Genomic DNA, 19,628 nt, shown 5'->3' with positions numbered 1-19,628 from the left:
TTACCTATACCTTTAACGTCGATCCATAGCCGAATACAACTATTACGAATGAACTTTGCAGTCCGAATTGCATCATCTATCGCAACTAATTGCGCTAACTTTCCATAAGCTTTGAACTCAAAAACTAGCATCTTTTTACCTCCTACCTTATACTACTATGCTTGGTATAAGATATTAGGAAGGTTGAAAAACTTTATACAATCTTGACGACTGAATAAATTCAGCCATTCGCTTATATCCCCCGCATGAATGACGGGGGCTTTACGCTTCACGGCTCATAACTCTTGACTAATAACTAATGACTAATACTTCTCTACGAGAGGCTGCGCCAACGCTTAGAGCGAGTCCGCGTACCCCTACGGGGAAGCAAGCTACGCTTTTAGCGTCTCGTAGAGAGTGCCATTGCGAATTGCGAATTGCGAATTATGAATTATGGCTTTACTGTTACAGCCAAATGTAACCCTAAAGCATCCAACAAAAAATTTAGAGTGTAAAACTCAATTTCGCCTTTATCTAATAGCATCTGGTCAAGTTTATTGTAGAGTTCCTTGACTTGTGCAGAAAACCGATCAACTCCACCATGCGCTTCTATGACATTTTTCAACGCCTTACTTAACATTTTCGGATCGCTTTCTTCTAAAACAACTTCGATATAAACTGCTGCTTCTAGTGGATTTTTTAAGTCTTGAATCAGTTTTTCATGATAGCTTGTACTTTTAGGCATCATCTCTACTCCTATAGTCTTTCCAATATTCCTTGGCTTTAGCAATATCTTTATCTTGAGTGCTTTTATCGCCACCACACAAAAGAATGATAATTGTTGACCCTTCCTGCCCAAAGTATATGCGGTAGCCAGAATCATAGTCTATTCTGAGTTCAAAAACACCATCACCAACTGATTTACAATCACCTAAATTACCCTCCTCTACTCGGTCAAGCCTTGCTCTGATTTTAGCCTTTGCTTTTCTATCCCGCAGAGAGTCAAACCACTCAGAAAAAATATCTATACCATCAAATCTTAAATAATTTCTGATTTCTTTTGGTTGAACTTCCATATTGAAATTTTCTCAAATGCGCGATCGCATTATCATTGATCAGTGCAGAATGCGATCGCGCCCGTTGCTGCAACAATATGATTTAAGGCTGATTTTGCAGCTATGGTGAGTAATTCTACTATACAATACCCAAATATATTAGTTAAATTTGCTTACTATAAATATGCGCGATCGCGTAGAATGGATTTCAGATTCCTCGGAAGTTACTTATGATACCTCTTCCCCTGGAGGACACCTCCCATTTTTGTTTTTTTATTACAGGGTTAATATTTTGAGGGGAGGGTGTCTCTTTTCTCGCATCGAGACTTGTAAACTGTAACATTTAAGGCTTTCAGATATTTTTAAAGATTTATTCAGTATGCACGGTAGAATCAACATAACTCCGATGAAAAAAATCGTTAAAATACCACCCTTGCTATAATGCACTCACCAACAAACTTTAGTCATCAATGTTATAAGGTTGACTCTTAAAGTTACAGCATTAAGCCAAAGAGCTAGAACATAAAGCCTTAAGGTTACAACATTAAGGCTTTAGGTTATAACATTAAGCCTTAAGGTTACAACATTAAGCCAAAGAGCTAGAACATTAAGCCTTAAGGTTACAACATTAAGCCTTAAAGTTACAGCGATCACAGTTGACATAGAATACAGACCATTTGTAGGGGCACAGCATTGCTGTGCCCTATTGTCTATTGATTAAACATAATATTATTTGGCTAAAAATCGACTTTTAATGATTAAAATCCGAGAAATCACGGACATAAATAAAAATTTTTGCTACGAAAAATGCGCTTTTTGCTGAACCAGAATCCAGCTTAATTGAGACAAAATAGCTCTGTAAAGCTTTTAAAAGTGTAAAATTATGACTCGAAGAAAACGTAGTTCCCGAATTCTAGAAAAAGCTGAGTTTAGAGTTGCCGGACTGAAAGCTATCGATCCAAAGATCAATTTTGATGATACTCACAACTTGCAAAATCTGACTCAATTAATAGACAATTTTCACAATGTGCTTGATGATTATAACGCTGCTATAGCTATGATTGACTCTTCTAGAAAAAAGCTGGATGAGATGGAAAAAACCTTAAGTCAGGTTTCAGACAAAATGCTGATGGGGGTTGGTTTCAAGTACGGCAAAAACAGCAATGAATATGAACTTGCAGGCGGCGTTCGAGACAGCGAACGTATCCGTAAAAGCAGATTGACACGCTTGAAATCTAACACAGATAAAACATCAGATGAAAATGCAATAACCGCCTAGTACCGCAAGGCGGAAGTCAAAAGGCTTATAGAATCTGCTTTTAACTTTTTTAGAATGATATCTGTAAAATTCAAGGTGTCCAGATCCCCGATTTCTCAAAGAAGTCGGGGATCTATTTCATCACGAATAATTCAGGGCTGCTATATAATAATACATTAACCCAAAACTTCCAAAATATTAAAATTGAATGACCAGGTTTATTCATGATAAATTCGCCAAAGACTATCTAGAAGAACTACTAAAAGATTACGGAGAAGTCAAAGCATCAGAAAAAGTCTCAGGAGAGATTAAAGAAATAGATGTTTTATTTACTCCTGCCAAACAACAAAGCTCTAATATACAAATACTAGGTTTGCTAGGAAGACTTGCTGAAAATCCTGCAATTATAGAACCATACCGCAATCCAGCTTCTACCGATTAAATCTGCGACTGTATTCTAAAATTATTAGAAATCAAGGCTCTCCTGCGACGAGAAGCTAAAGCCAATAAAATCAAACTTCAGGACTCAGGAATTCCCAAATTGTGGGTTTTTACACCAACCATATCTGAAACTAGATTGTCTAGCTTTGGAACTATGCAAAAAGCAGGTTGGTTATCAGGAGTGCATTTTCTGCCAGATGCTTTGCGAACAGCAATTATAGCGATACACCAACTACCCCAAACACAGGAAACATTATGGTTAAGGCTTTTAGGTAGGGGAAGCGTGCAGTCACAAGCGATTATCGAGTTGCAAGCGTTACCATTAGATCATCCATACCAAAAAGCAACTCTTGAATTAGTTTACAACTTGCGCGAAAACTTGAGAGTAAATCAAGAATTAGAAGCAGATGACCGGGAGTTAATTATGCGACTAGAACCACTTTATCAAAGAGACAGAGAACAAGCTATACAGGAAGGAAATAAACAAGGAGAACAACGTCTAGTTTTACGCTTACTCAATCGCCGTATTGGTGAGATTGATACGTCATTAATCGAGCGGATTCAAGGCTTATCGCTCGAAAAATTAGAGAATTTAGGAGAAGCATTGCTAGACTTTTCTAGTGTTGCTGATTTAGAAACTTGGTTAAACCAACAATCAATCTAATTCCTTTCGATTGATAAAGAGTTAATTATGCGATTAGAACCACTTTATCAAAGAGACAGAGAACAAGCTATACAGGAAGGAAATAAACAAGGAAAACAACGTTTAGTTCTACGCTTACCCAATCGCCGTATTGGTGAAATTGATACGTCATTAATCGAGCAAATTAAAAGCTTATCACTCGAACAATTAGAGAATTTAGGAGAGGCATTGCTAGACTTTTCTAGTGTTGCTGATTTAGAAACTTGGTTAAACCAACAATCAATCTAATTCATTATTACTACACCTGGCGACTAGAAGTCGCGGCTATACAGACAAAACCCACCTCCGTGGGTTAAAAATCCTTGATTTCCTCTTATTCCACGGAGGTGGACTTTGTTTGTGTAGTAGCTAATTCTATTCGCCCAATACTTTTTAAACTTTCAGTATAAAAAAACTGCAAACAACCGATTACCAGTAAGGCTTTCATCATAAAAGTAAGCTAAACTTTTATAGCCAAGTATTGACTAAAAATATTTCATAATTAAAGATAGAACATCCCAATGGAGAACATAAAAATGCTAGAACAATATCGTAAACACGTTGCTGAAAGAGCAGCACTCGGTATTCCTCCTTTACCATTGGATGCGAAGCAAGCCTCAGAATTATGTGAATTACTGAAAAATCCGCCAAAGGGTCAAGAGGAGATATTATTACATTTATTGCGCGATCGCGTTTCTCCTGGTGTTGATCCAGCAGCTTATGTCAAAGCTGGATTTCTCACCGCGATTGCCAAAAAGGAAATCACCAGTCCCTTGATTTCGCGCATAGAAGCGGTGCAATTGCTGGGCACGATGGTAGGTGGTTACAATGTGCAATCTTTAATCGATTTGCTGCAATTTCCCACTGTATCCCTCTCAGACTCATCCGAAACACCTCTGGTAATGGGCGGACAAGGAAAGGAACCCATCGCCGCCTATGCCGCCAACGCCTTAAGCAAAATCCTCTTGGTATATGACGCTTACCACGATGTTTTAGAGTTATCTAAAACCAATCCTTTCGCCAAACTGGTGATTGACTCTTGGGCGGAAGCTGAATGGTTTACCATTCGTCCCACAGTTCCAGAAGCGATTACTGTCACTGTTTTTAAAGTCCCTGGCGAAACCAATACCGACGATTTATCCCCCGCCCAAAGTGCCACAACTCGCCCAGATATTCCCTTACACGCCTTAGTGATGTTAGAGTCACGGCAACCAGGAAGCTTGGCAACCATTACCGAACTGAAGAAAAAAGGGCATCCTGTAGCTTACGTGGGGGATGTAGTTGGTACAGGTTCCTCGCGTAAATCTGCCATAAACTCAGTATTGTGGCACATGGGAAATGATATACCTTTTGTGCCAAACAAACGCGCCGGGGGTTATGTTTTAGGTGGTGCGATCGCGCCAATCTTCTTTAACACAGCAGAAGATGCCGGTGCTTTGCCTATTCAGTGCGATGTCACCAAACTCGAAACTGGTATGGTAATTACCATCCATCCCTACAAAGGCGAAATCACCAACGAAGCAGGCGAAGTCATTTCCACCTTTGCCCTCAAACCTGACACCATCCTCGATGAAGTCCGCGCAGGTGGACGCATCCCCCTACTTATCGGACGTACCCTTACCGATAAAACTCGTCTTGCACTTGGTTTAGAACACAGCACCGTTTTCACCCGTCCCCAGCAAGCCTTTGATACAGGCAAAGGCTACAGCCTAGCACAGAAAATGGTAGGTAAAGCTTGCGGATTACCTGGTGTGCGTCCCGGCACATCCTGCGAACCCATCATTACCACCGTTGGTTCTCAAGATACCACAGGCCCCATGACCCGCGACGAATTAAAAGAACTCGCCTGTCTTGGTTTCAGTGCAGACTTAGTGATACAAAGTTTTTGCCACACAGCAGCTTATCCCAAACCAGTAGATATCCAAACCCATCACGAACTCCCCGATTTCTTTGCTTCTCGTGGCGGTGTCGCCCTCCGTCCCGGTGATGGTATCATCCACTCCTGGTTAAACCGGATGCTGTTACCCGACACCGTAGGAACTGGCGGCGACTCTCACACCCGCTTCCCCTTGGGTATTTCCTTCCCCGCCGGTTCTGGATTAGTCGCTTTTGCAGCCGCCTTGGGTGTCATGCCTTTAGATATGCCAGAGTCAGTTTTGGTAAGATTTAAAGGAGAATTGCAACCAGGTATTACCCTCCGCGATGTCGTGAATGCCATACCCTACGTAGCAATTCAAAAAGGTTTGTTGACAGCAGAGAAGCAGAACAAGAAAAATGTCTTCTCCGGGCGAATTTTGGAAATAGAAGGTTTGCCAGATTTAAAAGTTGAACAAGCCTTTGAACTCACCGATGCAAGTGCCGAACGTTCTTGTGCCGGATGCACAATTAAGCTGAGTGTAGAGACAATTTCTGAATATCTGCGTTCTAACGTAGCGTTGCTGAAAAATATGATAGCACGAGGCTATCACGATCCGCGTACCATGCTGCGCCGTGTGGCAAAGATGGAAGAATGGTTAGCAAATCCGGTGTTATTAGAAGGCGATACTGATGCTGAGTATGCCGAAATAATTGAAATTGATTTGAACGAAATCAAAGAGCCAATTGTTGCTGCTCCCAATGACCCCGATAATGTTAAGTTATTATCGGAAGTTGCTAATGATCCAGTGCAAGAAGTATTTGTCGGTTCTTGTATGACGAATATCGGTCATTATCGGGCAACAGCGAAAGTTTTGGAAGGCGCAGGTGAAGTAAAAACTCGCTTGTGGATAGCACCACCAACCCGCATGGATGAACACCAATTAAAAGAAGAAGGTGTATACAGCGTGTTTGGCGCTGCGGGTGCGCGTACAGAAATGCCAGGATGCAGTTTGTGTATGGGTAATCAGGCGCGAGTTGCTGATGGGACAACAGTATTTTCTACCTCTACCCGCAACTTTAATAATCGCATGGGTAAAGATGCGCGAGTGTACCTTGGTTCAGCAGAATTAGCCGCAGTTTGTGCGCTGCTGGGACGGCTTCCGACAGTGCAGGAATACTTGGATATTGTGGCGAGTCGAATTCATCCTTTTGCAGATGATTTGTATCGGTATTTGAACTTTGATCAAATTGCCGGTTTTGAGGATGAAGGGCGAGTGATTGCGTTGGAAGATATGCCGAGGCTTGAGGATATTTTGGGTATGCCGACTGCGGCGAGGTAGGTAATAATAATTTCTCTTAAGTGCCCACAGCTTAAAGCTTGAGACTATACTTATGAAGCCCGCCTACACGGGCTTTTTTGCTAATTATCACAAATAAATATATTTTAAGTATAATTACGATTTTTTTGTTAAAATAGCCCAATTTATACTAAACTCAAAATGAAAGCCTCAGAAACGACTCTTCGTAACTTGCTAGAAGGTGGTAAACAGTTTCAAATACCTCTGTTTCAACGACCTTACTCTTGGAAACAGGAAAATTGGAAGACTCTTTGGGAAGATTTGATGAGTCTCTACAATGATGAAGTACAAGGTTCTTATTTTCTTGGTCCCATAGTCACACAAGCTGAATTAGGAACAGCTGACGGCATCACTCCATATGTTGTAATAGATGGGCAACAACGTCTTACCACCCTTAGTATTCTCTTAGCAGCATTACGAAATCATCTTAAAAAAGATGATAAACAGATGTCTGAACAGATATATGAATTTTATTTAATTAACAAATATCATAAAAATGACGATTACTTTAAAGTATTACCTACTCAAAATGATCGTGATGCATATAAAAATATAGTTGAAGCTAAAACAGCTAAAACCAAAAATCCAGAATCGCAGTCAGGACAAATAAATGAAGCTTATAATTTTTTTGATAAACGGCTGAAAGAATCTGTCCCTGAGCAAGATATACCTCTTGATTTAACAAAATTGAAAAAAATTATATTAGAGCAATTAGTTATAGTAAATATAACTTCTGATGCAAACGATAACCCATATCTTATTTTTGAAAGTTTAAATAATAAGGGAGAAGAACTAACTCAGGTAGACTTGGTTCGTAACTATATATTTATGAGGTTGCCGCATGAAGAGCGAGAAGAGATATATGAGAATGAATGGTTACCTTTTGTAGAAAGTTATAAATCTAGTGTTAGCCAAAAAGTGTATTCAGACGAATTAACAAATGCATTTTGGTTTTATCTACGTAAAGATGGTGAAGCAGTTAACCAAAAAGAAATTTACAAAAATATCAAAAAACGCTTTGATAAGTCAGAGATTGGTGTAAAGTCTGAGCTACAAAACCTTATACAGTTTGCCAAGTATTACCAGCGTCTGAATTTTTGTGAGCAAGAACCAGAGATTAAATTAAGATATTGCTTCCAGCGATTAAAAAGGCTAGACTTTACAACTTGTCATATATTCCTACTCAATGTTTATCACGAGTATGAAGAGGAACGCTTATCGCTTGAGAAGTTTGAAGAAATTTTGCGTTATCTAGAGTCTTATTTTGTACGTCGTTTATTTGCTGGAATTTCCACCAAAACTTTAGGATCAGTTTTCAATGCTTTGTACTCTGAAGTCCAGAAAGTAAATCCTAGTGATGTGGTTGATGGATTACAACAAGTCTTGAAGGGTTATGATAAGAGCAAAGTTTGGCCTGATGATGATGCATTGCGTGATGGGATTATTACCAAGGGTGTATACACTACAAGTTTAAGTGATAGAGCGAAGCTTCTTTTAGAGAGTCTAGAGTCATCTCTTACTAAAGAAAAAGTTAAGTCAGAGAGTTTAACTGTTGAACATATCATGCCCCAGACATTAAATAAAGAATGGAAAACAATGTTAGGGGTAAATCATGCTTCTGTTCAGAAAAAATGGCTACATACGTTAGGTAACCTCACATTAACAGGATATAACTCTGAGATGGGTAATAAACCTTTTTCAAGAAAGCTAGTATATTTCAATACTAGCAATTTGTCTTTAAATCATTATTTGAGACAAATAAATGTTTGGAATGAAGAAGCAATCAAAAAGCGTGCAGAATACTTAGCTGATATAGCTATTAAAGTCTGGCCTAGATAAAAAGAGTATTTCATTCAAAGAATACCAACACTTGGTTAAGTCCTTCATAGACTTGCGATCGCACCTGGTAAATTAGGGATGCGATCGCTGTAAACTGTTAAAGTCTAACTTCGTCTGAGACTACCACCTTGTTCGATGAAATTTTGCAACGAATGCAGGATAAAGTTTCTTCTCGTCAGTATTTAATGACGCTACACGCAGAAGAAGAAATGAGCGATGACAATCTAACAATCTATGACATTGAACAAGGTATCCTCACAGGCGAAATACTGGAACGTCAAAAAGATAAAGTGACAGCAGAATCTAAATATCGCATCAGAGGTTTAACTCTTGATGCAGGGGAAGTCGAAATAATTGCCAAGCTAAGTCTAACTGGAAAACTTGTTATCATTACTGTATACATACCCTAATACCAGGAAAGCGGCAAATGCTGTGTGATATTTGTGGAAGTGAAGATGTCAAAATCCGCCAAATTACTAGAACCTATGGTAAGGGTAAAGACCTGCTAGTAATAGAAAACATTCCAGTGATAACCTGTACTCATTGCGGCGAAAGTTATTTAACTGCTGAAACTCTTCACAAAATTGAACAAATCAAAACTAACCGTAAAAAATTAGCTGTTGAACGCCCTGTAGAAGTGGCTAGTTTTGGATCATGAATAATTGCCAAAATTAAATATTGCTTGAGCTATCTACTAATACACATTTATGGACTTCTACACAACAGTTTTGCGAAAGAGTGCGGGTTATTGGGTTGCTTTATGTTTAGAAAATGGACTGGTAGGACAAGGAATAAATCAAGAAGCAGCAATCAAGCAACTTAAAGAAGCGATCGCCTCTTTTTTGTGAGTCTATAAAATCGAACCTAATATTTACCATGCTTCACTCACTATCAAAGAACTACATGAGTTTTTGAGAGTGGAAGACACTGAACCAGGCAAAGTGATAAAAGTTTTAACCCTAAGCGTTCCAACAGACTGATAATTGTATCTGCAATTGTGTTGCGATCGCACCCCTCATTCCTCAAGCGCGATTGTTAACTACTACAGCAAATTAACTAAGAGCACGTATTCGTCCTCATCCCTAGCGCCTTCTGGTAAACTTGCCAGAAGGGGAAACCAGCTTCAAAGTCCCTCTCCCAACTTTGAGAAAGGAAATTAGGTTGAGAGTCCAAAGATGTTTTTTCCAAAACGGGATGCTCCCTGATAATCAAAGATAAATGCTTGCTTTCTTCACAAGTTCCTCAAATTTTTTTGCTATAAACATAAATATAGGGCGAAATCCTTTAAGAAAGTTAAAATTCAAAACTTGCTAAACATAGTTGAGGGTTTGGTCATTTTTGACAATCTAGCATTTGGAAACCCGAAACCGTAAAGACCAATTACCAATAAAATCGGAGGTCTATATGATGTTTAAAAAGATTCTAGTTGCATTAGATCGTTCCCTAATAGGGCAACAGGTTTTTGAAGAAGCGTTGGGTTTAGCAAAGTTAACACAAGCTAGCTTAATGCTACTGCATGTCTTATCTCCCGAAGAAGAGGGTAGTCCTTACGTACCTATGCTGTCTAATATGGACTACTATCCGGGATTCAGCAGTCAAAGCTTTGAGTTATACCAAAAGCAGTGGGATACCTTTAAAAATAAAGGAATCCAGATGTTGCAATCTTTCTGTGCCCAAGCTAACACAGCAGGTGTAACTACCGGATTTACACAAAATATTGGTAATCCTGGTCGCATCATTTGTGATTTAGCTCATAGTTGTGGCGCTGACCTAATTGTTATGGGACGTCGGGGTCGTTCTGGGTTGACGGAACTATTTCTCGGTAGTGTGAGTAACTACGTTCTTCACCATTCTCCTTGTTCGGTGCATGTTGTGCATCTTTCAGTTGCTTCTAAAACAGATGAAGCTGTCAAAGAAACTACAAGCACTATCAGCTTTAACTAATTACTAACATTGTATAAATCTGAACGGCCAAACTCTGAATTTGGTTTATTCTCACCTACCTACTTCCCTCAATGTCCACAACCACTCCTTAACTGCACGGTATTGGGCTAAAATTGAGCGTAGCCCGTCGTAGACATCACTTTTTCAGTCAGAAAGGAAAAGTCTGCTATCCAAAATTAGAGTTGAGAGCGAAAAGTGGATCTATGAAAGAAGATACTGTCGAGATCGCTGGTTTTCATGCTCATGTTTACTTCGATCCCGCCAGTCGGGATGCAGCTGCGCGTGTACGTGAGGGATTGGGCGCTAGGTTTGACGTGCAACTTGGACGCTGGTTTGACAAGCCTATCGGGCCTCATCCAAAAGCGATGTATCAAGTTGCTTTCTTACCGAATCAGTTTGATAAAGTTGTTCCCTGGTTAATGCTCAATCGTGAGGGATTGGATATTCTTGTCCACCCTGAGACAGGCGATGCTGTAGCAGACCATGCAGTTCATTCCCTATGGTTAGGAGAAAAGCTAGATTTGAATATTCAGTTTCTTCGACAGCTTAATTCGACTTTATCCAATTAAGGAAAGTAGCCCTGGGGCGTGAAACTTCTTCTATTGTGACTAATTCTGGTGAAATTGAAAAAGTCTAATGTCTTAATAAATAAAGGTTTAAGCCTATGCGTAGACGCTTTTAGCGACTTGCTGTAAGCATCGCAAGAAAGGAAAAATGGATAAACTCAAGCTTAGAAGCTGACTGAAACTTAAGCTAAGTCTAGCGGAAAATTGCTCCTCTTGGGAAGACTACAAGAGGAGCAATTTTCTAAGAGAGACGTAGCATTCAACATCCGCAGGGAATTGGTATTAAACCCCTTAATTCCAGATTAATTTTTATTAACATGAACTTTGACTATAGAAATCAGGAATCCGTTTTACAGAATGTTATGCTGTTAATCAACATTTTCATAAAAAGAAATTTGTCCGATGAAAAACATCTCTGCGAAGGAAAAAGTTGCAGGAATTTCCCGATTTGGCAAAGTTAATTTCAGAGTCACGAAGAAACAGGTTTTATTTAGTACCCTTATTGTATGCCTTGGTTTGCTGGGTTTGGGTGGTTTTTGGTTTAAATCCAGATATAAATTTGATAATCAGATGAGTGTAAAACTACAAGAATTATCTAATGTTGATTATCCAGCCAATCCCGCGCCTTTAGGCAAAAACTTTCAAAGATATTCTCATAGAAAACTAATACTTATTAAGAGAGATAATACACATTTCGATTTCGTGCTGGAACCAGCAGACAAAAACACGGCAAAAATAGTTATAAAAAATGTTGATTTAGAGTTATTAGTCCCGAAAGCACCCGAATGGGTTAAAAAAGATCGAGGTTTAGAAATAATCGCTTTTACAGACCGGGAGTGGAACAGACAACAGATTAGTTTTCCTGCTAATTCAACAAATATAGAAATTGTTGGAGGAGACGGTTTTGAAAAGCAAAACCTCGTAGAGGTCGCTTTGGCTAATAATTGCTTAAATGCAGGATTTTGGGAAATTTTACTTTTCACTAAAGATGATGGTAATAAATCCCTTTATTATCAAAGTTGGTTTACTTTCCCGATGGGACATTACAAAAATATTTTTGAAAATATTAATAATATTTCTTATTGGCAGCATTGGTGGAGATTAGAACACTGGCAAGATCCAAGTGGCACAATAATAAAGACTAATCTTCTGAGAAATGTAATTGACCAAAAAGAAGTTGCTACTCAGTTCCCTCTTGATGAAAAGATAATTGTATCGGGAGAGCAAAGTAGAAAAGTTAGAACTACACTTGCGTCAAACATCACAACTTGGAAAGATTTTTTCAACACTAAAAATGAAATCAAATTTGCAAGTTTTCGCCCACCAGGATTTTACGATCAAAATAAGCCTTGGGGAAATCAATACTGGAGAATAGGCAAATTTGATAAAGCTATTTTAAGGAACATTAAACCGATTGGCGTTGAACAAAATTTACAGGAAATTGAGCTAGGATTTACAGATACCAAGACTGGTGAACAAAATAGATTATTCATCAGTGGCATTAATCTGAAAACCCTTCCTCAATTGTCTATGGAAGACTATCCTAAAGGCTTATATATGCCGATGGGAATTGGGATACCTCCTTTTTATCAAAGCTATGATGAATTAACGAAAAATCATCCAGATGTCAGCCCCTACTTCAGTTTTTTACTAGATTCACAGGAGCGTTGGATAGATCATCACCATTTAGCAGTTGATGGTTCAGTGATGCACCTTGATAAAGATAACCCAAATCTTTTGCATCTTTACTTGCTATCCTACGAAAGGAATACTTTAATAGCTCATTTTTTGATCAATTTAAAATAGATATATATTTTCTCTTATTCTCTAGTAAGAGAATGAAAATCTTCACCTATGAAATTCAAGCAACTGATTGACTTTAAGATTTAGTCAATCAGTACTTGCTTAAGTAAAGCTATCCACATATCAGATGGATCTGAGTAATAATCAATTTCTTCAACTTGATATTGATAAGATTCACAACCTTGTCGTAAAATAATGCGATCGCAGGGTTTGATGCCTCTCCCTACTCCAGTCATGTACCCAATCATTCCTTCATTGATCCGCTCAAATACGTAGTCACTTCCCCAAACTTGTTGGCTGTAATCATGGATTTTATTCTTTTGTTTTAATGGATTAGCTGGAGAACTAACCAGAGCTAATTTATTTAAAAAACTGAAACTTAAATTCATACCAGTTCTGATTGAAGAGAAGGCACTTAAAAATAGTTGGAAAATATGATTAATAATTCAAAACTTAGTTATTTTAAGACTTAATTCTGAGATATCAATGTTTAATTTATACTAAATTTATTTCCTGTAAAATAAACTCTTGATGCCATTGTGATGCTATATATCAGGTAAAAATTCACTATTGTTAATATTATTAACTAGTTTATTACCTTATTACCTTTAATCTTAAGTATCTCATACAACACCAGAGGTAATAGCAGCTATTGCTTTACTATTAATTTAAATTTACAGTACTATTAACCGCAGATTCAACTGTAAAATCACCTAATTATTGGACAAGATTTGGTCAGATTTGAGTTTTTTTTGCTTAAATAGAGAAGATTAATTTATAAAACTTTTATGTCTTAAAATGTTGTTACTATATCTTTTTTAAAATAAATAGACTTTAGTCCCTACTCACCGTTTTTAGGGCTACATCTACCTGTTTCAGTAGCACTTTTGAGGTGGAAGAGTTATCTAAAACGACATCTGCATGAGCCACTTTTTCTTCGATAGATAATTGGCTGTTGATCCGAGCTTGTGCCTGTTCTCTATTTAAATGGTTTCGTTGTATCAATCTTTGTAGTTGTTGCTCTTGGGAACAATGCACTACCCAGATTTCTGTAACCAAATCAGTCATCCCAGCTTCAAATAATAGAGGCACTACTAACACCAGTGTTTGTGAGGAGGACTGGGCTATTGCTTTGAGAAAGCGATCGCGCACATCAGGATGAATCAAATTGTCTATCCAGTTGCGTTCATCTTGACGATTAAAGATAATTTCGCCTAGCTTTTGGCGGTTGAGGCTGCCATCTGGTAGTAAAATTTGTTCACCGTAACGTTGAGCGATCGCACCCAGAATCGGCGAACCTAAAGATACTGCCTCTCTAGCATAAATATCTGCATCCAAAATCGGCAGGTTATAAGCGCTAGCTAAATAATTGGTGACAGTGGTTTTGCCTGTGGCAATACCGCCAGTTAAGCCGATTATACGTTTTGTCATTAGTCACTTGTACTGAGTGAAGCCGTTGGCGCAGCCTCTCGTAGAGAAGTATTAGTCATTAGTTATTAGTCAAGAGTTATTCTCCCGCCCTCCTCTACCTCCTCTGCTCCCTCATCTAAGAATTGGTTGCCCATCTGATCAGTGCTTGGGTTAAACCATCTAAAGTATATTCTTCAGCTTCTACATCGACACGTCCGAATAAAGCATGACAAGTTTTGGAGGTTTGGGGGCCGATAGAGGCAATACAAACTCCTTCTAAGAATTGGCTAGCATCAGAGTTGTTGAAAAATATATTGTTACTAAGTTGACAGAAAAATTGCACAGTTTTAGAGCTGGCAAAGGTAATCACATCTACCTTACGGTTTTGGAGAGCTAATTTTGCCGCAGGTGGAATACCACTAGGACAACAAGATTGATATGCGGCAACTTCCATCACCTTTGCTCCCTTGAGAGTTAATTCCTTAACTAAAATTTCTCTTCCGCCGCTTTCAACTCTGGGAAATAAAACCTTTTTACCATCCAGTTTATCTGGGAAACTTTCCACTAAAGAATCGGCAACAAAGTTCGGGGGAATAAAATCTGCTTGGAGAGAGCGTTGTTTGAGACTTTGAGATGTTTTCTCGCCAACGACGGCAATTTTGACGCCAGCTAAGGCACGGGTATCTTTACCTTGGACAGTTAGCCTTTCAAAAAAGTAGTCTATGCCATTGGTAGAAGTGAGAATTAACCAGTCGAAGTCAGATAAATGAGCGATCGCATCATCCAAAGCTTCCCAACTCGAAGGCGGGCCGATTTCTAAGGTAGGCATTTCGATGACTGTTGCACCTAATGCCATGAGGCGATCGCTAAATTGACTCGACTGGCCAACTGAACGTGTCACCAAGATAGTTTTACCAGTAAGGGGAAGGGAAGATAGGAGCAAGTTGCTTGACATAACAGGGGGGCTAGAAGTTTTGGCTGTAGTCGAATCCTGACAATCTATTTTCTCAGGTTGTAAGTACTTCCGTAGCCCAACAACTTCGCCAATCACAATTACCGCTGGAGAAAGGGATGATTCGGTGGTTTGTTCTAGAATATTGCCCAGTTGCGCTGTCCAAATTTGTTGATCGGGAGTTCCTGCCCAACGGATGATGGCAATGGGTGTTAAGTGCGATCGCCCGTGTCGCACCAGTTGATCTACAATCTCTGGCAGATGTTGCCCTCCCATCAAAATTACCAGTGTCTCTAAGCGTGACAGTGCCTCCCAGTCTAAAACCTCTGGTTCATGAGCTGTAAATACTGCAAAACACCGGCTTAAAACCGGATCTGTCAAGGGAATTCCTGCCAACAAAGGTGCTGCAAGGGCTGAGGAAATTCCTGGTACCAGTTCAAAATCACAACCAGATGCTTTCAACGCTTCAATTTCGGAAGTGCAACGCCCAAAAATCAACGGATCGCCTGATTTGAGCCGTACGACTTGTTTTCCGTGCTGGGAATGCTTTACCAGTAACTTGTTAATCTCTGCTTGGGTTGTACTGGGTTTGCCACCGCGTTTGCCGACATCCAACTTCAGGCAATCATCTGGTACGCACTGCAATAATTGAGCATCTACTAAAGCATCGTAGACTAATACCTGAGCCGTAGCTAAGAGATTGTAAGCTTTTACTGTTAGGTATGCCACATCTCCAGGCCCAGCACCTACGAGGTAGACTTTGCCCCTTTCTTGAGTCATTGCTTTGATTTAGTAAGTCAGCACAATTTAAAGTTAACTCGTTAGGGTTGTTAAGAGTCAAGAGTTAAGAATCAAGAGTTATTCTTTCCAGCGTCTTGAATTGGAGTGGGAAGCGGGAAGAGGCAGAGGGACACAGAGCAGAGGAGAAAGAGATAATTTTTTATTCTCCCCCTTGCCCACCTGCTCCCTGCTCCCCTGCCTCTTTCCCATGCCCCATGCCCTTTATTCAATTTATTCGCGTATTAATTTTTTGGATTAGCTGATCAACTTGCTCAACCATCTCCTTGTTTTCCTCTACTTGGAATAACTCTCTGGCTTTTTTGAAATTGAAAATCGCTTCTTCTATCTGTTGTTCCCTTCCCAGAGTGATGGCCAGATTATAGTAAGCATAAGCATCGTTGGGTACGAGGCTAATGGCTTTTTTGTAATGTGCGATCGCTTCTTGTGGCTTGCCTTGATCGTCCATCGCATTTCCCAAACCCGTATAAGCTTGTGCATGTTTCGGATCAAGGCGAATCGCTTGGGTATATTCGGCAACTGCTTCTGCTAGCTTGTCTTGAGCGTATAAAGCACTTGCTAAATTATAGTGAGCGTCTGCATACTTGGCATCGAAATTTATGGCTTTTTTGTATTGGGCGATCGCTTCTTCTAGTTGGCCTTGAGCATACAGAGCATTTCCCAAGGCGTTATAACCTGCTGGATTTTTCGGATCGAAGCCAATAGCTGCTGTATATTCGGCAACTGCTTCTGTTGGTTTTCCTTGAGCGTACAAGGCGTTCCCTAAGTAATAGTGAGCGTCTGCATACTTGGGATCGAAGCTAATGGCTGTATTGTATTGTGCGATCGCTTCTTCTAATTTACCTTGAGTGTACAGAGCATTTCCTAAGTAAAAGTGAGCCTGAGGATACTTAGGATCGAGGCTGATGGCTTGATTGTATTGTGCGATCGCTTCTTGTGGTTTACCTTGATCGTCGAGAGTCTTTCCCAAAGCAATATAAGCTTGCACAAATTTTGGTTCTAGTTCAATTGCTCTCCGAAAAGCCGCTTCTGCTCCTTTTAAATCTCCTTGTCTTTGAAGATTGCTTCCTTGCTCAAAGTTAGCAACTGCCCTTTTGTTCTGAGGAAGTGCTGCTTGACTTGAGTCTGGAATTTTTGATAAAACAACGCCAATATCTTTACCAAACGCAGTATTCCCACTACTCAAACACAAGCAGATAATAGCTGCTACCAGTAGATTATTTTTTTTCAGCATTTTTATTACCTTATCTGCTTGGTTTACATATAATATCAAGTTCGGCTAATTGCCATCATCAAAACACCCCAGCCCCTCCCAGCTTGCTCTAAAGGGAACAAAAGTGCAGCTTTGGTGGGGTTCTAGCAGGAATTATAAGTGATTAACCTAACTTGATACAAGTGTACTCTCATAGAAGTGTCCATTTGTACACAATAGATAGTTTTTTATTAAGAATAAAAAGTCGTTTTACGAACAAAGTAAAATAGTGTAGTTGGAATCGAATAATAAGCTAGTGCAATGAACGAGTCAGATAATATGTGTAATCAAACTAAATTTGTTTGCCATAGATAGCAGTGTCATGTGGAATAAATGATCCTGATGTAAAAAAGTTAGTCTACAATTCTGATATTATGTCTGACATAAACATTTGATTTTTTTATATTATAAAATCTACTACTAAATCTCTGTCCTCGCTTGATCCTATTCTAGTACTAAAATATTACTGATACTGTGTGTCTAATTCTTGTACTCCTTAAGGAGACTATAATATATGTTTACAAAAAAAAAGCTGTTAGTTTCTTAGATGTTTTGCAAAAAGACAAGGTTTTAAAATTCCCCAAATTTTATCCTCTAAACCATAAATCAATTCCTTGTGGCTATGGAGCTTGTAGCGCATCAGATTGTAATTGTCAGGGCTACGAAGGTAGCAGTCAAACTTGCGAAAATTGCGGACATAATTACAGCAAACATTGATAAATTTCAAAATAAAAACCACTCTCACCGTAATGATGGGAATGGTAAAAAATTAGGAGACAGAACAGGAAAATTTAATCTCCACAATTCTTACTCTACTTAAGATTCACTTGACTTAGCACTCATTTTATCTAACAGTTGAGTGATTTTTTTAGCTTTTTCAGGTTGGCGCTGTTTTTGTAATAAATCTTTAGCTTGTAGCAGGTTAGTTTTAGCTTCTTCTTCTCGCTCTTGCTGCATGAGAATATTCGCCAGACGCAAGTAAGCATCAGGATTTTTCGGACTGCGGCGAATTACTTCTCGGAATAATTCTGTTGCTTCTTCTACTCGACCTTGCTGGTTTAAAACATCTCCCAAAAACAAGCGCACCACATCATTAGTAGAGTTGAGGGAAATCACTTTGCGAAAGGCTGCTTCTGCACCTTGGTAATCTTTTGCTTGAGCAAGATTGATTCCTTTTTGAAACAAGTCTGAGGTAATCAAGGTTTTCCAAGCGAAATAACCAAGGATTGATAGACTGAGAATAACTACAACAGCAGCGATAATCGAACTAGTGGGAAAGGTTTCTAGCATTGTCTAAGCCAAAAGACAGGCGATAGGAAAAATCAGATATTCCATAAAAAAGAGTTTCCAGATAAATTGGTAGAATTGAGCGATCGCACTTTTATCTTGTAAGTCTACCGTCAAACTCCGCAACCATAGCCAAACCAATAGCCCCAAATGAGCGACTACCAGGAATATGGGGTTAACTGAGGCGACGCGTAGTACCCCAACCAGAATTATCCCCAGATAGCAGGTAGTTATTACCCAAAGAGCCAGATTGAACACAGCTTGCGGGCCGAGTTGGATCGTGAAAGTAGTAATATTGTAGAGGCGATCGCCTTCCATATCCGGAATATCTTTAAAAATGGCGATCGCAAAGGTAAACACCAAAATAAATAACGTCAGCACCCACACCACAGGCGGAATTGTTTGGCTTTGTTGCAACGCCCAACTGTAGTGCAGATATAGCCCTAAGTTAACAATCGTACCGCGCACCGAAAAAATACACAGCGCGGCCCAAAAGGGAAACTGTTTCAGGCGAATTGGCGGTAAAGAATAAGCAGTACCAATAGCCAAACTAATCGCCACCATACCAAATAAGAACGGTCCAGTTAGCCACGCCACAACTAGCGCCAAAATCCCAGTCAAAGCAACAATTAATTGCCCAGTTTGCTGGGAAAATTCACCAGATGCTAGGGGTAAATGAGGCTTATTAATCTTGTCAATTTCAACATCTTCTAATTGATTCAGCCCCACAATGTAGACATTACCACACAGACAAGAAATCCATGCGCCGAAAACAGGGAGTAGGCTTGCCGTGAGCGTAGTCGAATGGGAGTGGGGAGTAGGGAATAGGGAAACAGTATGATTACTAATGGCAATGGCAATTAAATATAAACCCAAAACACTCAGACTTGTACCAATAATCGTGTGAGGGCGAGAGAATTTCCAGAAAGCGTATAACCAATTGAAGGATGATGGAATAGGTTTGTCTGGTAAAGGGCTGTTTTGAGAACTCTGGCTCATGAGTAGCTTAGATACAGTATTCTGGCTTGTTGTTAATCATTGTCACAGAATTTGGTCATTAACTGTATTTTCGTAGTGGCGTGGCAAGGCTAAATTGTTGCAAAAAAATTTGTAGGTTGGGTTGAGGAACGAAACCCAACACTCCTAT

Annotated in this window: 17 protein-coding genes and 3 pseudogenes; 11 read left to right on the top strand and 9 right to left on the bottom strand. The window is 39.4% G+C overall.

Going from position 1 to position 19,628, the window contains the following annotated elements:
- The 3 genes and pseudogenes from RM347_RS33520 to RM347_RS33510 form a co-directional block, all read right to left on the bottom strand.
- Positions 1–131 (bottom strand): annotated as a pseudogene (locus RM347_RS33520) (RNA-guided endonuclease TnpB family protein); the annotation flags it as partial.
- Positions 132–430: 299 nt separating this feature from the next.
- On the bottom strand, positions 431–724 hold the full coding sequence (locus RM347_RS33515) for a DNA-binding protein (protein WP_322716771.1): 294 nt from the start codon (positions 722–724) through the stop codon (positions 431–433).
- A complete protein-coding gene (locus tag RM347_RS33510) occupies positions 717–1,055 on the bottom strand; it encodes a type II toxin-antitoxin system RelE/ParE family toxin (RefSeq protein ID WP_322716772.1) in 339 nt (112 codons plus the stop codon). The genes RM347_RS33515 and RM347_RS33510 overlap by 8 nt, the downstream gene beginning before the upstream one ends.
- Positions 1,056–1,917: 862 nt before the next feature.
- On the opposite strand from RM347_RS33510, the gene RM347_RS33505 reads away from it, so the two are divergent.
- The 11 genes and pseudogenes from RM347_RS33505 to RM347_RS33455 all read left to right on the top strand — a co-directional run bounded on the left by RM347_RS33505 (position 1,918) and on the right by RM347_RS33455 (position 12,785).
- Positions 1,918–2,313 (top strand): hypothetical protein, encoded by a 396-nt coding sequence (locus RM347_RS33505; protein ID WP_322716773.1) that lies wholly within the window; start codon positions 1,918–1,920, stop codon positions 2,311–2,313.
- Between the two features lie 187 nt (positions 2,314–2,500).
- A pseudogene (locus RM347_RS33500) lies at positions 2,501–3,397 on the top strand (DUF4351 domain-containing protein).
- A gap of 12 nt (positions 3,398–3,409) precedes the next feature.
- Positions 3,410–3,664 (top strand): annotated as a pseudogene (locus RM347_RS33495) (DUF4351 domain-containing protein); the annotation flags it as partial.
- Positions 3,665–3,951: 287 nt separating this feature from the next.
- Positions 3,952–6,612 carry a bifunctional aconitate hydratase 2/2-methylisocitrate dehydratase gene (gene acnB / locus RM347_RS33490; protein WP_322716787.1) on the top strand — a complete coding sequence of 887 codons (2,661 nt, stop codon included), beginning with the start codon at positions 3,952–3,954 and terminating at the stop codon, positions 6,610–6,612.
- 159 nt (positions 6,613–6,771) lie between these two features.
- Positions 6,772–8,469, top strand: coding sequence for a DUF262 domain-containing protein (locus RM347_RS33485; protein WP_322716775.1), 1,698 nt, complete (start codon positions 6,772–6,774; stop codon positions 8,467–8,469).
- Positions 8,470–8,597: 128 nt separating this feature from the next.
- On the top strand, positions 8,598–8,879 hold the full coding sequence (locus RM347_RS33480) for a DUF4258 domain-containing protein (protein ID WP_322716776.1): 282 nt from the start codon (positions 8,598–8,600) through the stop codon (positions 8,877–8,879).
- A 17-nt stretch (positions 8,880–8,896) separates the two neighbouring features.
- Positions 8,897–9,127, top strand: a complete 231-nt coding sequence (locus tag RM347_RS33475; RefSeq protein ID WP_322716777.1) for a type II toxin-antitoxin system MqsA family antitoxin — start codon at positions 8,897–8,899, stop codon at positions 9,125–9,127.
- A gap of 49 nt (positions 9,128–9,176) precedes the next feature.
- The gene (locus RM347_RS33470) at positions 9,177–9,317 is read left to right on the top strand and encodes a type II toxin-antitoxin system HicB family antitoxin (RefSeq protein WP_322716778.1); all 141 of its coding nucleotides are present in this window, start codon (positions 9,177–9,179) and stop codon (positions 9,315–9,317) included.
- A 559-nt stretch (positions 9,318–9,876) separates the two neighbouring features.
- Positions 9,877–10,413, top strand: coding sequence for a universal stress protein (locus RM347_RS33465; RefSeq protein WP_322716788.1), 537 nt, complete (start codon positions 9,877–9,879; stop codon positions 10,411–10,413).
- Positions 10,414–10,616: 203 nt separating this feature from the next.
- The gene (locus tag RM347_RS33460; protein WP_322716779.1) at positions 10,617–10,982 is read left to right on the top strand and encodes a DOPA 4,5-dioxygenase family protein; all 366 of its coding nucleotides are present in this window, start codon (positions 10,617–10,619) and stop codon (positions 10,980–10,982) included.
- Positions 10,983–11,381: 399 nt separating this feature from the next.
- A complete protein-coding gene (locus RM347_RS33455; RefSeq protein ID WP_322716780.1) occupies positions 11,382–12,785 on the top strand; it encodes a hypothetical protein in 1,404 nt (467 codons plus the stop codon).
- A gap of 80 nt (positions 12,786–12,865) precedes the next feature.
- On the opposite strand, the gene RM347_RS33450 is transcribed toward RM347_RS33455, so the two are convergent.
- The 6 genes from RM347_RS33450 to RM347_RS33425 form a co-directional block, all read right to left on the bottom strand.
- Complete coding sequence (locus tag RM347_RS33450; RefSeq protein WP_322716781.1) at positions 12,866–13,171, bottom strand: hypothetical protein; 306 nt, start codon at positions 13,169–13,171, stop codon at positions 12,866–12,868.
- A 445-nt stretch (positions 13,172–13,616) separates the two neighbouring features.
- A complete protein-coding gene (gene coaE / locus RM347_RS33445) occupies positions 13,617–14,213 on the bottom strand; it encodes a dephospho-CoA kinase (protein WP_322716782.1) in 597 nt (198 codons plus the stop codon).
- 115 nt (positions 14,214–14,328) lie between these two features.
- Positions 14,329–15,924 carry a uroporphyrinogen-III C-methyltransferase gene (cobA, locus tag RM347_RS33440; RefSeq protein WP_322716783.1) on the bottom strand — a complete coding sequence of 532 codons (1,596 nt, stop codon included), beginning with the start codon at positions 15,922–15,924 and terminating at the stop codon, positions 14,329–14,331.
- 226 nt (positions 15,925–16,150) lie between these two features.
- A complete protein-coding gene (locus RM347_RS33435) occupies positions 16,151–17,176 on the bottom strand; it encodes a tetratricopeptide repeat protein (RefSeq protein WP_322716784.1) in 1,026 nt (341 codons plus the stop codon).
- A gap of 834 nt (positions 17,177–18,010) precedes the next feature.
- Positions 18,011–18,484 (bottom strand): tetratricopeptide repeat protein, encoded by a 474-nt coding sequence (locus tag RM347_RS33430; protein ID WP_322716785.1) that lies wholly within the window; start codon positions 18,482–18,484, stop codon positions 18,011–18,013.
- 3 nt (positions 18,485–18,487) lie between these two features.
- Positions 18,488–19,480 (bottom strand): homogentisate phytyltransferase, encoded by a 993-nt coding sequence (locus RM347_RS33425; protein WP_322716786.1) that lies wholly within the window; start codon positions 19,478–19,480, stop codon positions 18,488–18,490.
- Positions 19,481–19,628 lie beyond the last annotated feature (148 nt).

It is taken from the genome of Nostoc sp. ChiQUE02 (assembly GCF_034531305.2).
Lineage (GTDB): Bacteria > Cyanobacteriota > Cyanobacteriia > Cyanobacteriales > Nostocaceae > Nostoc.
Note: the sequence above shows the minus strand (reverse complement) of the source record. Positions and strands in the feature narration are given on the sequence as shown.

Bases quoted from the DNA above. Each gene is read 5' to 3' on its own strand.
- RM347_RS33470 (WP_322716778.1), top strand. From the start codon at position 9,177: ATGGACTTCTACACAACAGTTTTGCGAAAGAGTGCGGGTTATTGGGTT.
- RM347_RS33475 (WP_322716777.1), top strand. From the start codon at position 8,897: ATGCTGTGTGATATTTGTGGAAGTGAAGATGTCAAAATCCGCCAAATT.
- RM347_RS33515 (WP_322716771.1), bottom strand. From the start codon at position 724: ATGCCTAAAAGTACAAGCTATCATGAAAAACTGATTCAAGACTTAAAA.
- RM347_RS33455 (WP_322716780.1), top strand. From the start codon at position 11,382: ATGAAAAACATCTCTGCGAAGGAAAAAGTTGCAGGAATTTCCCGATTT.
- RM347_RS33425 (WP_322716786.1), bottom strand. From the start codon at position 19,480: ATGAGCCAGAGTTCTCAAAACAGCCCTTTACCAGACAAACCTATTCCA.
- RM347_RS33505 (WP_322716773.1), top strand. From the start codon at position 1,918: ATGACTCGAAGAAAACGTAGTTCCCGAATTCTAGAAAAAGCTGAGTTT.
- RM347_RS33510 (WP_322716772.1), bottom strand. From the start codon at position 1,055: ATGGAAGTTCAACCAAAAGAAATCAGAAATTATTTAAGATTTGATGGT.
- RM347_RS33450 (WP_322716781.1), bottom strand. From the start codon at position 13,171: ATGAATTTAAGTTTCAGTTTTTTAAATAAATTAGCTCTGGTTAGTTCT.
- coaE (WP_322716782.1), bottom strand. From the start codon at position 14,213: ATGACAAAACGTATAATCGGCTTAACTGGCGGTATTGCCACAGGCAAA.
- RM347_RS33435 (WP_322716784.1), bottom strand. From the start codon at position 17,176: ATGCTGAAAAAAAATAATCTACTGGTAGCAGCTATTATCTGCTTGTGT.
- cobA (WP_322716783.1), bottom strand. From the start codon at position 15,924: ATGACTCAAGAAAGGGGCAAAGTCTACCTCGTAGGTGCTGGGCCTGGA.
- RM347_RS33465 (WP_322716788.1), top strand. From the start codon at position 9,877: ATGTTTAAAAAGATTCTAGTTGCATTAGATCGTTCCCTAATAGGGCAA.
- RM347_RS33485 (WP_322716775.1), top strand. From the start codon at position 6,772: ATGAAAGCCTCAGAAACGACTCTTCGTAACTTGCTAGAAGGTGGTAAA.
- RM347_RS33430 (WP_322716785.1), bottom strand. From the start codon at position 18,484: ATGCTAGAAACCTTTCCCACTAGTTCGATTATCGCTGCTGTTGTAGTT.
- RM347_RS33460 (WP_322716779.1), top strand. From the start codon at position 10,617: ATGAAAGAAGATACTGTCGAGATCGCTGGTTTTCATGCTCATGTTTAC.
- acnB (WP_322716787.1), top strand. From the start codon at position 3,952: ATGCTAGAACAATATCGTAAACACGTTGCTGAAAGAGCAGCACTCGGT.